Raw genomic sequence first — 13,066 nt, 5'->3', positions numbered from 1 at the left:
TGTCGGTTAATGCCAGCCATGCACCGACCAGTCACTCTCACCCCTGGAGTTCCAATGACCGCAACTTCCACTGTCGACTCTGCGTCGGGCCCAAGCAGTAAGCGCGAAGAGCGCCGGGTCCTGGCAGGGACTTTGGTCGGCACCACCATTGAGTGGTACGACTTCTTCATCTTTGCCCAGCTCACGGCAACGCTGTTGTCGCCGCTGTTCCTGACTCCCCTGGAAAAATCGAACCCCGGAGTGGCGCAAATTCTGTCCTTCGCCACCATCGGCATCAGCTTTCTCTTCCGGCCATTGGGGGCATTCGTTGCCGGACACCTCGGCGACAGGCTGGGACGCAAGGCAGTCCTGGTCATGACGCTTGTCATGATGGGGGCGGCGACGGCCCTGATCGGCGTGCTGCCCACCTACGGAACAATCGGGCTTTGGGCCCCGATTCTGCTGATCACCCTTCGGGTGGTCCAGGGCTTCTCGGCCGGTGGTGAGTGGGGCGGCGCCGCCCTGATGGCTGTAGAGCATGCTCCGATCAGCAAGCGCGGACTTTTCGGTGCTTACCCGCAGATCGGCGTGCCCATCGGCATGATCCTGGCAACCGGCCTCCTGTTCTTCCTGCAGTCGGGCATGTCAAAGGAAGACTTTGCAGCCTGGGGTTGGCGCGTGCCGTTCCTGCTTTCCGTGGTTCTGATCGTGGTGGGCTACCTCATTCGCCGCGCAGTCGGGGAAAGCCCGGTCTTCAAGGAAATCGCGCAGCGCAAGGCCGAAAGCAAGGCGCCCCTGAGCGAGCTGTTCCGGAATAACAAGAAGGAGGTCATCCTCGCGGCACTGATCTTCATCGCCAACAATGCCGCAGGCTACCTGTTGATCGCCTTCTTTATCTCCTACGCCACCAAGGCGCTGAAGATGCCGGCGCCCCAGGTCCTCCTGGCCACCACGGTTGCCTCCTTCGGGTGGCTCATCTTCACCATGGTGGGAGGCTGGCTTTCGGACAAGATTGGCCGCGTAAAGACGTTCCTGCTCGGTTACGGCCTGGTGTTCGCATGGATGATCCCCATGTTCGCTTTGATCGATTCCAAGGACATCCTGCTCTACGGAATAGCTTTGTTCGTCCTCACCATCGGGCTTGGCTTGTCCTATGGGCCGATGTCAGCCATGTACGCCGAGATGTTCCCTGCCCACGTCCGCTACTCGGGAATCTCCATCGGCTACGCCTTGGGCGCCATTCTCGGCGGGGCCTTCGCCCCTTTGATTGCCCAGGCTTTGTTGGACGCCACCAAGTGGTCCGGATCAGTGGGCCTGTACATCATGGGCCTCTGCATCGTCTCAGCCGTGGGAGTAATTCTGGCCAAGGAGACCAAGGGCCGCCCCCTCGGCTTCAGTGTTCATCACTAGGCCAGCAACAGATCCAATCCCAGCAACAGATCCAATCCCAGCAACACAGTGATTTTCCGGGCGGGCGCGGTTGTAAAACCGGGCCCGCCCGGGGCGTTAAGCAGCTATTTCGCCCTTGGGGCCTCTGCACCTTCCAGCTGCTCCACGACGTCGTGATCCGTCAACTGTTCAAAACGCTCATAAAAGGCCCCAACAGCATGGAATTTGCCCGGCGTGTGCAGTGCCATCACGAAGTCGCACACCCGTGCCAAGGATGTTGCGGCTTCCAGCGAGGCCACGGGAACGGCGGCGACCACTGTGCGGGCACCTGATGCCCGCACAGCCTCCACGGCAGCACGCATGGTGGCGCCGGTAGCCAGGCCATCGTCCACCAGAATGACGGTCTTACCTCGAAGGTCGTTTTCGATTCCAGGGTATTGCCGTGCGCGCCGAAGTAGTTCGGCGCGTTCATGTGCCTCTACTGCATCCAACGCGGCCTGGCTGATGCCATGGGCCAGGACATGTTCCTTCAGCGGCTTATTGACGATGCGGACGACGTCGCCCTGGCACCACGCAAGTGCGCCGTAGGCAGTCTCCTCGCGTCCCGGTATCCCCAGTTTGCGGACCAGGATGGTACCGAAGGGCAGGTACAAGGCGGAGGCGGCCGCCACGGCCAGGGGGACACCTCCGCGGGCCAGGCCAAGGACGATCGTGTCTGGCCGTTCCCTGAACTGGGGGAGTCCTTCGGCCAGGCGCCGGCCGGCTTCCGCCCGGTCCTTGAAACGCATGCCCATTTGCCCCACTTCCACGTAATTTGGCTTCTTCCAGCCTACCGTTCAAAGCTTGCCGGGTGAGGCATCCGCTGGAAGCATGGGCTTGTGAACAAGCCCATTGGATATTGGATCAAAAGGCTCGACGCCGCGCTGGAACTCCAGCTTGATGCCACTCTGGCCCGGGTCAAGCTGAGCCGGCGGCAGTGGCAGGCCCTGGGCACTTTGGCAGAGGGAACGGTCCGTCCTGATGAGCTGGATGATATCCTGCGCCCGTTCTGGGGCAATGACGCGCGCCTGCGGGAGCGGGAGCTTGCCTCGTTGGTGGGCAGGGGCATGATCACGATGATTGATGACCGCCTGGCGCTCAGCGAGCTCGGCCGCGAAAAATACCACGAGGCCCTCCGCTATGTGGAAGCCGCCCGCCAGGACCTTTCCATGGGCATAGGAATCGATGAATATGCCATGGCGTTGAGCGTCCTGGAACGAATGAGCCTTAACGCGGAGCGGTTGAGCCGTTAGCGCCGGCCAGCGCGATCGCTACCCGCCCAGGATCAATACCCGCCCAGGATCACTACACGCCCAGGAACTCGATGGCCGCGTCCTTGAAAGCCCGGCTGGTGATCACGTTGGTGTGCGTGCGTCCCGGGACCACCAGGGTCTCCACCATGGCACCGCGCTTGCCGGCAATGGACGCAAGCTCAGGCATGGTGGCCGCGCGATCGTCTTTCTCGCCGGCAACCAAGAGAATGGGCACGTGCGGGGCGGCTTCGGCAGGATCGAAGGGCTCACCCTTGATGGCTTCGATCAGCGAAAGCATGGCGAACAGGTCATTGCTCGGCAGCAACTGAGCCATCTTCAGCAACCCCGCAGTGGACTGGTCCTCAATAGGTGTGCCATCGGCCAGGTGCCGCTGGGCGGCGGCGAGGTCGAAGGCTGCCAGGGGATCCGCTGAACTCGGTCCGCCCAGGACGATCCGGTGAACCAGGTCAGGCTGTGTCGCGGCGAACTCCCACGCCAGCCGGGATCCCAACGAGTAACCCACGATGTCCAGTCCCGTGGAAGGATCGCCGTCGCGCAGGGGCCGCGCGCCGGCGTCGGTCACGATCTGCAGGAGGTCGGCGCGGATCCGGCTGGGGGTGTACGAATCCAGGTCCTCGGGGGAATGGCTTTGGCCGTGACCGGGAAGATCCACGGTGATGACCCGACGGCCGGCTTCCTGCAGCGTGGTGATCCAGTCACTGTCCGCCCAGTTGAGCTTGCTGGATGAGGAGAAACCGTGGATCAACAGGACGGGTCGTAGTCCGGCATCGGTGGCTGGTTCATGCACTTCAACGAACAATTCGGGGTCGGTGCCCTCAACTGTGTGCCTGTGCTGTTCCACGGTGTGCCTGCCGGTCATCATGTCAGTCCTCATCGAGTACGGCGCTCAGGCGGACCCGGCGCTTGGGTGCTTCGTCCTTTGGAACAGTGCCCACGATCCCGGCGGTGTCATCCGGTACCTCGAACACGATCAGCGGTTCGCCGACGTTGATGGTGTCACCGGGCGCCCCGTGAATACGCACCACTTTACCTGCCTGGGGGCTGGGCAATTCGAGGGCCGACTTGCTTGTTTCGAGCTCGACGAGGGGTTGGTTGCGTTCCACCTGTTGGCCCGGTGAGACCAGCCAGTCCAGCACGGTTGCCTCGATGAGGCCTTCGCCCAGATCGGGGAGCGGGAAGGAAATTTCAGCCACGGCGGTACTCCAGTACGCGTTGGATCCCAAAGAGGATGCGGTCGATGTTCGGAATGTATTCGTCTTCGAGATCACCGGAGGGGTAGGGGACGTCGAAGCCGGTCACGCGCTCCACCGGAGCCTTCAGCGTGTCGAAGCAACGCTGCGTGATGAGTTGGGCGACCTCGGCACCAAGGCCTGAGGTCAGGGGCGCTTCATGGACGACGACGGCGCGTCGCGTCTTACCGACGGACGTCGCCAGGGCTTCGGCGTCGATCGGCTTCAGCCAGCGCAGGTCCAGGACCTCGACGTCGATGCCGTCCTCGGCAGCAAGTTCGGCAACCTGGAGGCAGCGGGCCACCATGGCACCCCATGCGACGAGGGTCAGGTGTCGGCCTTCCCGAACCACGCGGGCTCCGGTGGGACTGCCGCCGTCGGACGCCTCTGTGCCGGGAGTCGCAGAGGTGACGTCCACCGGACCTTTCTGCCAGTAGCGGGACTTGGGCTCCATGAAGATGACGGGATCCGGCCGAGTGGCTGCGTACTTGAGGAGGTGATAGGCGTCGTGCGGGTTGGAGGGAGAAACCACTTTCAGCCCGGGAACGTGCGCAAAGAGTGCTTCGAGGCTTTCGCCGTGGTGTTCGGGGGCGCGGATTCCGCCGAAGCTGGGAACCCTGAGCGTGATGGGCATCGGGAGCGTGCCGCGGCTGCGGTAGTTCATGCGCGCGATCTGGCAGATGATCTGGTTGATGGCCGGGTAGGCGAAGCCGTCGAACTGGACTTCCGGGATGGGGTGGAAGCCGGCCATGGCCAGGCCCACCGACATGCCCAGGATGCCGGACTCGGCCAGTGGAGTGTCAAAGACGCGCTCCTCGCCGTGCTTGGCCTGCAGGCCATCGGTGATGCGGAAGACGCCGCCGAGGCGGCCGCAGTCTTCACCGAAGATGACAGTTTTGGGATAGTCGGCCAGGATTTCGTCCAGTGCGCGGTTGAGGGCCTGCTGCATGGACATCTGCAGAACGGGCGCAGCCGTGTCAGTCGCGGTCCCCGGCGCTTCTGTGATCGTCTCAGACATGTTCGGACTCCTTGCGCCACGCTGTGGCCTGGGATTGAAGGGTGGGTGTTGGTTCCTGGAAGACCAGGCTGAACATTTCGGCTCCCGGTCGTGGGCCAAGGGCCTCGATACCTGAACGAATGGCTTCCTCTTCCTCCTCGGCTCTCCGTTGTGCTTCGGCGAAAAACGCTGCATCCGCTACTCCGTCAGCGAGCAGGCGCTGCCGGAACCGCTCAAGGGGATCCTCGCCCGCGCCGAGCCGTTCCTCATCCAGGGTGCGGTAACGTCCGGGGTCGTCCGCCGTGGAGTGGGGCCCGCGGCGGTAGGTCATCGCTTCAATGACAACCGGCCCGTGACCCGCGCGGCAATGGGCGAAAGCCGAACGGGTGGCCTCGAAGACTGCGACGACGTCGTTGCCGTCCACCTGCAGCGAAGGAATTCCGTATCCAGCCGCGCGCGCAGCGACTGAGCCGCCGGCAACCTGGCGCTCCGTGGGGACGGAGATCGCCCAGCCGTTGTTCTGGATGAAGAAGACCACTGGCGCCTTCATCACAGCGGCAAAGTTCATGGCCTCGTGGACATCGCCCTGGGAGGATGCTCCATCGCCGAAGTACGTCATGGCAACGCCGCGTTCGCCGTCGGGCTTTCCGGAAAGGGTTTGGCCGTGGGCCCAGCCGACAGCATGCAATACGGATCCCGCCACTACAGCCTGGATGGGAGCGAAGCGGGAATCCAGCGGGTTGTACATTCCGCCATGCCACGTGGCTTTGTGCGTGGACATGTAGCCCACCATGTCCAGGCCCATTGCCCGGGCCACGCCCATCTCGCGATATGTGGGGAACACGAAGTCCATGGTCCGGTCAACGGCGTATCCGCTGCCTACCTGCGCGGCTTCCTGGCCCAGCTGGGGCGCATAGCCGGGGATGATGCCCTGGCGCTGCCAGGCGACGGCTGCTGTGTCCAGGTGGCGGACGGAAGCCATCAGGGCGTAGAGCTCACGGAGCTGTTCGTGCGTGAGCGGCGCCGCATCCTCATCGACGGCGGCGAGCAGGTGTTTGGTAGTCATGGCTGTGACCCTAGTCACCGCTAGCGGGTGTGCGCAATCAGCTCAGTTTCAAGGAAACACTTTGTACAATTTGGATACGCAAAGAGGTCCTGCGCAAAACAAATTGCGCAGGACCTCTTGGTTTCAATAGGCAGGTGGCTACTTGATGTGCACGGGCTGCTTACCGGCCTTCGCCTTGGCGTTGAGGAAGCATCCGGCGGCGATAACCAGGATCAGGATGAACGTACCGATCAGCTGGCCGGCGCTCTCAGGGTTGGCAAAACCCACCACGAGGATGATGCCCAGCAGGACGATCCCCACGACCGTAAGCACCGGGAAGCCCTTCATGCGCAGCGGCAGCTCGGTTCCTGCGCGGTCGGCCCTGCGGCGCAGGATGAACTGGGAGACCAGGGCAGTGCCCCACACCACCAGGCATGTGGATCCCACGAGGTTCAGGAGCGCAGGCAGTACGTGCTCGGGGAAGAGCAATTCCAGGACGGTCGCGATGAAGCCGAACGCAACGGAAATCCCGACGGCGGCCACCGGCACCTTGGAGCCGCTCAGCTTGGACAGGAAACCAGGAGCCTCGCCGCGCTCGGACAGGGAGAAGATCATCCTTGAAGCGCCGTAGAGGTTGGCGTTCAGGGCTGACAACAGTGCGACGACAGCGACGAGCGTGATCGCAGCGCCCGCTCCCGGGATACCGGCGAGGTCCAGTACGCCGGCGAACGGGGACTTCAGGCCGTCGGAGCCAACGGGAAGAGCCGCTGCGATGACGAAAACCGAGCCGATGTAGAAGACCAGGATGCGCCAAACCACCGTCCGGATGGCCTTGCCGACGCTGTGCGCGGGGTTCTCTGTTTCAGCAGCGGCGACGCTGACGATTTCCGTTCCGCCGAAGGCGAAGATCACTACGAACAAGGCAGCTGCGATTCCGCCGATTCCGTTGGGGGCGAAGTCTCCGAAGGCCGAGAGGCCCGGCGAGGCAACGTTGGGCAACCAGCCGAACAGCAGGGCTGCCCCGATGAGGAGGAAGATGACGATTGCCGCGACTTTCAGGATCGCGAACCAGAATTCGAACTCGCCAAAATTGCGTACGCCCACGAGGTTGATGCCGGTGAACGCCACCATGAACACCAGTGCGAGCACCCACACCGGGATCACTGGCCAGACGGTAAAGAGCAGGCCTGCCGCGCCAAGGGCTTCGGCTGCGATGACCACCACCAGTTGCAGCCACCAGAGCCAGCCAATGGTGCCGCCGGCGGTCTTGCCCATGGCTTTTTCGGCGTAGACGGAGAATGCTCCGCTGTTGGGGTTTGCGGCAGCCATCTCGCCCAGGGCCCACATGACCAGGATGATCAGGGTACCCGCTACGAGGTAGGAGATCAGGACCGCCGGTCCGGCGGCCTGGATGCCTGCGCCGGAGCCGAGGAAGAGGCCTGCTCCGATGGCGCTTCCGAGCCCCATCATGGTGAGTTGGCGTGGCTTAAGTGAATGGCCAAGGCCGGATGTTGGCGCAGGAGCCGCGATGGACTTCGTTGTCATACGTGTCTACCTTCTATGGATTTCATACTTGGTGTAGCGAGCCGGCCTCTTGGGCTGAGCAAGCTGGGCGTCGACGACGCAGCAAGAGCCGTGGAATAATTCTCGCAGTTTGTAAGATACATCACTTTTTGCTGTGGCGATGTGATGGGTAAGAATCCCCGGGGACAGGAACTTTGATGCTGGTCGATGCGCTTGATGCAAAAATTGTACGTTTCTTCACTGATTCGCCGAGGTCTTCCGTCTTGGAGGCCTCCCGTGTGCTGAGGGTTGCCAGGGCTACGGTGCAATCCCGGATTGACCGAATGATCGAGAACGGAGTGATCGGCTCCTGGGTTCCGCAGCCGGATCCTGCCAACTTCGGCTTTCCCGTGGTGGCATTCTGTTCGGTCACCATCACCCAGGAGATCGGTCACGACGCCATTATCCAGAGCCTGAGCGCCATCCCGGAGATCATCGAAGTGCACACCGTGACAGGCAATTCGGACCTCATGGTGCGTATCGCGGCCCGTTCCAATCCGGACATGCAACGCGTGTTGGATGCCATGATCGCCACTAAATCCGTGGTCCGTTGTTCGTCCGTCATTGTGCTCAACAGCCACATCCAGGGCCGGACCCTGCCGCTGATGGAAGCCGCCGCCAAGTCAGTGTGACGCAAAGCATTTTGCCTAGAGGCTGCGGAGTCGTACCATTAGTTCTAGTCATAGTGACTTTAACTAAGGTTCCAGTGCATGGAGGACGATCTCCAGGCGGCGACAAAGCGAGGTGAACGCCGTGAATCCGATATCAGCCAACGTTGCTGAACGCCGCCTGGCGCCGCCGTCGTTGGCCATTTCGACGGTGATTTTCGCCCTCCGTCCCAGCGAAAAGTCCGGCCGTCCCACGCTGTGGCTTCCGCTGGTCCGTAGGATCCGCGAGCCCTACAAGGACATGTGGGCGCTGCCGGGCGGTCCTTTGGCGCACGACGAGTCCCTTCAGGACGCGGCATCGCGCAACCTCCGGGAGACAACGGGCCTGGCGCCGCAATATCTTGAGCAGCTCTACGCTTTCGGCGGCCTGCACCGATCACCCAGCCAGCGGGTCGTCTCGATCGTCTACTGGGCCCTGGTCCAGCCGACCGAAGCCGCCCTCGCGGACGAATCGGAAAACGTGCGGTGGTTCCGGGCAGACAGGCTCGGCGAACTCGCCTTCGACCACAACGCGATCGTGGACTACGCACTCTGGCGGCTCCGCAACAAAATGGCCTACGGTTCCATCGCCTACCACCTGCTGGGAGAGTTCTTCACGCTCGCGCAGGTCCGCGAAGTCTACGAGGCCGTCCTGGACCGTCAACTGGACCCGGCGAACTTTCGCCGGCACATCAAAGCCACACCGGAAATTGAAGAAACCGGTGAATACCTGCAAGGCGGAAAACACCGTCCGCCACGCCTCTACCGCTTCACCGGCACGCCCGGCCTCGGGCCAGATAACAGGAGTACACCATGAGCAGCGTCAACACTGCCGTCCAGCTGATCACGCGGGAGGAAGCCGAGAAGGGGCTTTCCGCCGCCGGATCCACCTGCAGCCCGGCCCTGGCCAAAGGCCCCTGGGAGTATGACCTTGCCGAGGCACTTGCCGGTGCCCCCGCCTACGGACCAGGAGCCTCCAGCAGCGACGTCGCTCCCAAGGAAACGCCGCGCCAGGGACAGCTCCCGGACGAGTACAAACGGGCAACGGATGCCGAACTGGATGCCCGGATCCGCGCTGCCAAAAAGACGCTCGGGGACCGCGCCGTGATCCTGGGCCACTTCTACCAGCGTGACGAAGTGATTCAGTACGCCGACTTCGTGGGTGACTCTTTCCAGCTGGCCAACGCTGCGCTGACAAAGCCCGACGCCGAAGCCATCATCTTCTGCGGCGTCCACTTCATGGCGGAGACTGCGGACATCCTGTCCACGCCGGAACAGGCCGTCATCCTGCCGAACCTCGCGGCTGGCTGCTCCATGGCGGACATGGCTGATGAGGACTCGGTAGAGGAATGCTGGGAACAGCTCGAAGAAATCTTCGGCACGGACACTGATGCCCAGGGCCGCGTTCCGGTCATCCCCGTCACCTACATGAACTCCTCCGCTGCGCTGAAGGCCTTCTGTGGCCGCAACGGCGGAATTGTCTGCACGTCCTCCAACGCCAAAGTTGTCCTGGAATGGGCCTTCGAACGTGGGCAGCGCGTCCTGTTCTTCCCCGACCAGCACCTGGGCCGCAACACGGCAAAGGCCCTCGGCGTCCCGCTCGAGCAGATGCCCATGTGGAACCCGCGCAAGGAACTGGGTGGCAACGACGAACAGACGCTGCTGGACGCCCGCGTGATCCTCTGGCACGGCTTCTGCTCGGTCCACAAGCGCTTCAACGTAGGCCAGATCGAGAAGGCCCGCGTCGATTTCCCCGGCGTGAACGTAATCGTGCACCCCGAGTGCCCCATGGAGGTCGTGGATGCCGCGGACTCCGCCGGTTCCACCGACTTCATCAAGAAGGCCATCGCTGCCGCCACCGAACCCACCACGTTCGCCATCGGTACGGAAATCAACATGGTGAACCGGCTCGCTGCGGAAAACCCACAGCACACGATCTTCTGCCTGGACCCCGTGATCTGCCCCTGCTCCACCATGTACCGCATCCACCCCGGCTACCTCGCATGGGTGCTGGAGGAACTCGTCGAAGGACGCATCGTCAACCGCATCACCGTGGATGACGCCGTGCAGGAAAACGCCAAAATTGCGCTGGAGCGCATGCTGGCCGCCAAGCCCGCCTAACCCGCTACCCACGCCGGTCTACCGGACGATCCGAATCGAGCCTCACATGACCTCAGGAAGCGTTGCTGAAGGGCCCACGCCCAAGCGGCTGATCGTCGTCGGAAGCGGCATCGCGGGGCTATATTCAGCCTTGCTGGCCGCCGAAGCCGGAGCCGAAGTGGTGCTGCTGACCAAGGGTGCGCTCGCGGACAGCAACACCTACTACGCCCAGGGCGGGATCTCCGCCGTGTTGGACGAGCCAGCTCCCGGTGACACGGTGGCTGCGCACATCGCCGACACCCTCAAGGCAGGGGCAGGCCACTGCAACGAAGAGGCGGTGCGGGTGTTGTGCACTGAGGCGCGGTTGGACATCGCGGGACTGGGACGGTTCGGCGTGCAGTTCGACCTCGACGACGACGGCGACCCCGCCTTGGGCCTCGAGGCCGCCCACTCAGCTCCGCGCATCCTGCACGCCGGCGGCGACGCAACCGGTGCCGGGGTGGCCGCAGCGCTGATCCGCGCCGTGCTGGATGCACAGGCGGCTGGACGGATCACGGTGATCGGACACGCGCAGGTCACCTCGCTTTCGCTGGATGGCGCCCGCGTTATGGGGTGCAGCTTCATCCACGACGGGCAAGAGCTCGGCCTCCAGGCAGACGCCGTACTCCTGGCCACCGGAGGAGCAGGCCAACTGTTTGCGCAGACCACAAATCCCTCCGTGGCCACCGCCGACGGCCTTGCGCTCGCATGGCGTGCCGGAGGCGCCGTTGCAGACCTTGAGTTCTTCCAGTTCCACCCAACATGCATGGTGATACCGGCCGAGGCCAGGGAGGCAGACGGGAACAACGAACCCCTGCTGATCTCCGAAGCAGTGCGGGGGGAAGGGGCCATCCTGGTCGATGCCGGTGGACACCGGTTCATGCCCGGCTATCACCCTGATGCGGAACTCGCGCCCAGGGACGTCGTCTCCCGCAGCATCGCCCTTCACCTGGCCCAACTCGGCGACCCCAACGGCCACGTGTTCCTCGACGCCACCGTGATCGAAGAACAGCGTGGCCAGGGCTTCCTGGCCACGCGCTTCCCCACCCTCAGCAAGCGGACCCGCCAAGCCGGTGTCGACTGGACCCGGCAACTTGTCCCCGTAGCACCCGCGGCCCACTACTGGATGGGTGGTGTGGTGACCGACCTCTACGGCCGCACATCTGTGCCGGGCTTGCTCGCCGCGGGCGAGGTTGCCTGCACCGGAGTCCAAGGCGCCAACAGGCTGGCCAGTAACTCTTTGCTCGAAGGGCTCGTGTTCGGGCGGCGTGCTGTTGAAGCGTTCTTGGGGTCGACTAACGGAGTCCCTCTGCGTGCTAACTCGGCCGCGGGCGGCCTCGCTTTTACGCACGCTGCCGGGTCCCCGCCAGCCGACCAAGAAGACGCCGGCTCCCACGCGACAACGGCGCTGTCGGGGCCTCCGGCCTCGCCTGTCACTTCGGTTTTCGAAATGGATGCTATCCCGGTTCCTATTTCTTGGGAGTTTGAGTCTTTGCCGGGTCCGGGTGCTCGTGAGACGTCCTTTGGGCACGCGGGGGTGTTTTCGCGGCAGGCACTTCGCCGGCTGATGACTGCCAAGGCCGGCGTGCTGCGTACCGGTGGGTTGCTGGCAGAGGCCGCTAGAGTTTTGGGTTCCTGGGAGGGCGAAGTTGTTCCCCTGGAGGTGCCTGATTCCCTTGATCCCCGGGAGCATGAGGACTCCAACTTGCTCCTGGCGGCACAGTTGCTCGTCCATGCGGCCCGGGAGCGGCGGGAATCGCTGGGGGCGCACTACCGCAGTGACGGCGTCAAGGAACCAGCCGCCGTCGAGGATTTTGACAAGCGTTACACCATGAGCCGGAAAGCGAGCCTCGTCAATGACTGACCTGACCTCCATGACCAACCTGACCCTCCCCGCAGCACCTGTACGGGACATCCTGGAGCGGGCCTTCGCGGAGGACGCACCCAGCGGCGACATCACCTCGCAACTGCTGATCCCCGCCGGCGCGCGTGCCACGGCGGTCCTGAACGCCCGCGTCCCGGGCGTCTTCAGCGGTGGAACGGTCTTCCGCGACGCCATGAAGCTCGTTGACCCGGACACCGAAGTGGAATTGCTGCTCGCCGACGGTGAAGCGTTCGACGCCGGAACCCACCTCGCGCGGGTCACCGGCAGTGCACGATCGGTATTGTTGGCAGAACGCGTCGGACTCAACCTGGTGCAGCGCATGAGCGCCATTGCCACCAAGACCGCAGAATTCGTCAGGTTGGTTGAAGGAACGCGCGCCCGGATCACGGACACCCGTAAAACCACGCCCGGTTTGCGTGTCCTGGAACGCTATGCCGTGCGCTGCGGCGGGGGAGCGAACCATCGCTACAGCCTCTCGGATGCCGTCCTGGCAAAGGACAACCACTTGGCTGTCATGACCGGAGGAGACTCCGCGAAACTCACTGAACTGCTCGCAGCCGCCAAAGCCCAGCTGGGACACACAACTCACTTTGAAGTTGAAGTTGACCGGGCAGACCAGATCGAACCCGTCCTGGCCGCGGGAGTGGACACCATCATGCTGGACAACTTTTCCATCGATGAACTCCGGGCAGGCGTCAAACAGGTAGACGGACGGGCAAACGTGGAAGCCAGCGGAAACGTCAACCTCAACACAGTGGCAGAGATCGCCGAGACAGGCGTGGATGTCATCTCGATCGGCGGGCTGACGCACAGTGTTTCGGCACTGGACCTCGGGCTGGACATTGAGCTGCGGACTGATGCAGAGCCGAAAGCAGTCTGA

Annotated in this window: 13 protein-coding genes; 7 read left to right on the top strand and 6 right to left on the bottom strand. The window is 63.3% G+C overall.

What is annotated here, in order from left to right:
- The first annotated feature begins 54 nt into the window (after nt 1-54).
- Nucleotides 55-1,389, top strand: a complete 1,335-nt coding sequence (locus tag AC6I99_RS13920; RefSeq protein WP_224090888.1) for an MFS transporter — start codon at nt 55-57, stop codon at nt 1,387-1,389.
- A gap of 104 nt (nt 1,390-1,493) precedes the next feature.
- Here AC6I99_RS13920 and AC6I99_RS13915 read toward each other — a convergent pair whose 3' ends face one another.
- The gene (locus AC6I99_RS13915; RefSeq protein WP_497961131.1) at nt 1,494-2,177 is read right to left on the bottom strand and encodes a phosphoribosyltransferase; all 684 of its coding nucleotides are present in this window, start codon (nt 2,175-2,177) and stop codon (nt 1,494-1,496) included.
- Nucleotides 2,178-2,246: 69 nt separating this feature from the next.
- On the opposite strand from AC6I99_RS13915, the gene AC6I99_RS13910 reads away from it, so the two are divergent.
- A complete protein-coding gene (locus tag AC6I99_RS13910; protein ID WP_497961130.1) occupies nt 2,247-2,660 on the top strand; it encodes a winged helix DNA-binding protein in 414 nt (137 codons plus the stop codon).
- Nucleotides 2,661-2,712: 52 nt separating this feature from the next.
- Here AC6I99_RS13910 and AC6I99_RS13905 read toward each other — a convergent pair whose 3' ends face one another.
- From AC6I99_RS13905 to AC6I99_RS13885, 5 genes are all read right to left on the bottom strand, one after another.
- Nucleotides 2,713-3,543 (bottom strand): alpha/beta fold hydrolase, encoded by an 831-nt coding sequence (locus AC6I99_RS13905; RefSeq protein WP_497961129.1) that lies wholly within the window; start codon nt 3,541-3,543, stop codon nt 2,713-2,715.
- Between the two features lies 1 nt (nt 3,544).
- Nucleotides 3,545-3,874 carry a biotin/lipoyl-containing protein gene (locus tag AC6I99_RS13900; protein WP_224090878.1) on the bottom strand — a complete coding sequence of 110 codons (330 nt, stop codon included), beginning with the start codon at nt 3,872-3,874 and terminating at the stop codon, nt 3,545-3,547.
- Complete coding sequence (locus AC6I99_RS13895; RefSeq protein WP_497961128.1) at nt 3,867-4,928, bottom strand: alpha-ketoacid dehydrogenase subunit beta; 1,062 nt, start codon at nt 4,926-4,928, stop codon at nt 3,867-3,869. Before AC6I99_RS13895 ends, AC6I99_RS13900 begins: the two co-directional genes overlap by 8 nt.
- The gene (locus AC6I99_RS13890) at nt 4,921-5,973 is read right to left on the bottom strand and encodes a thiamine pyrophosphate-dependent enzyme (RefSeq protein WP_497961127.1); all 1,053 of its coding nucleotides are present in this window, start codon (nt 5,971-5,973) and stop codon (nt 4,921-4,923) included. Before AC6I99_RS13890 ends, AC6I99_RS13895 begins: the two co-directional genes overlap by 8 nt.
- Before the next feature lie 138 nt (nt 5,974-6,111).
- Complete coding sequence (locus AC6I99_RS13885; protein ID WP_497961126.1) at nt 6,112-7,497, bottom strand: amino acid permease; 1,386 nt, start codon at nt 7,495-7,497, stop codon at nt 6,112-6,114.
- Nucleotides 7,498-7,673: 176 nt separating this feature from the next.
- Between AC6I99_RS13885 and AC6I99_RS13880 the strand changes: the two genes are divergently transcribed.
- The 5 genes from AC6I99_RS13880 to nadC all read left to right on the top strand — a co-directional run bounded on the left by AC6I99_RS13880 (nt 7,674) and on the right by nadC (nt 13,066).
- Nucleotides 7,674-8,147, top strand: a complete 474-nt coding sequence (locus AC6I99_RS13880; RefSeq protein ID WP_216923913.1) for an Lrp/AsnC family transcriptional regulator — start codon at nt 7,674-7,676, stop codon at nt 8,145-8,147.
- Nucleotides 8,148-8,259: 112 nt separating this feature from the next.
- Nucleotides 8,260-8,979: an NUDIX hydrolase gene (locus AC6I99_RS13875; RefSeq protein ID WP_223933379.1), complete on the top strand. Its 720-nt coding sequence runs from the start codon at nt 8,260-8,262 to the stop codon at nt 8,977-8,979.
- Entirely contained in the window at nt 8,976-10,283 is a 1,308-nt protein-coding gene (gene nadA, locus AC6I99_RS13870; protein WP_309929106.1) for a quinolinate synthase NadA, read from the top strand. The genes AC6I99_RS13875 and nadA overlap by 4 nt, the downstream gene beginning before the upstream one ends.
- Before the next feature lie 46 nt (nt 10,284-10,329).
- Nucleotides 10,330-12,165, top strand: coding sequence for an L-aspartate oxidase (locus AC6I99_RS13865; RefSeq protein WP_497961125.1), 1,836 nt, complete (start codon nt 10,330-10,332; stop codon nt 12,163-12,165).
- Between the two features lie 10 nt (nt 12,166-12,175).
- The gene (gene nadC, locus AC6I99_RS13860; protein WP_497961974.1) at nt 12,176-13,066 is read left to right on the top strand and encodes a carboxylating nicotinate-nucleotide diphosphorylase; all 891 of its coding nucleotides are present in this window, start codon (nt 12,176-12,178) and stop codon (nt 13,064-13,066) included.

It is taken from the genome of Arthrobacter sp. TmtSoilC77, assembly GCF_059739415.1.
Note: the sequence above shows the minus strand (reverse complement) of the source record. Positions and strands in the feature narration are given on the sequence as shown.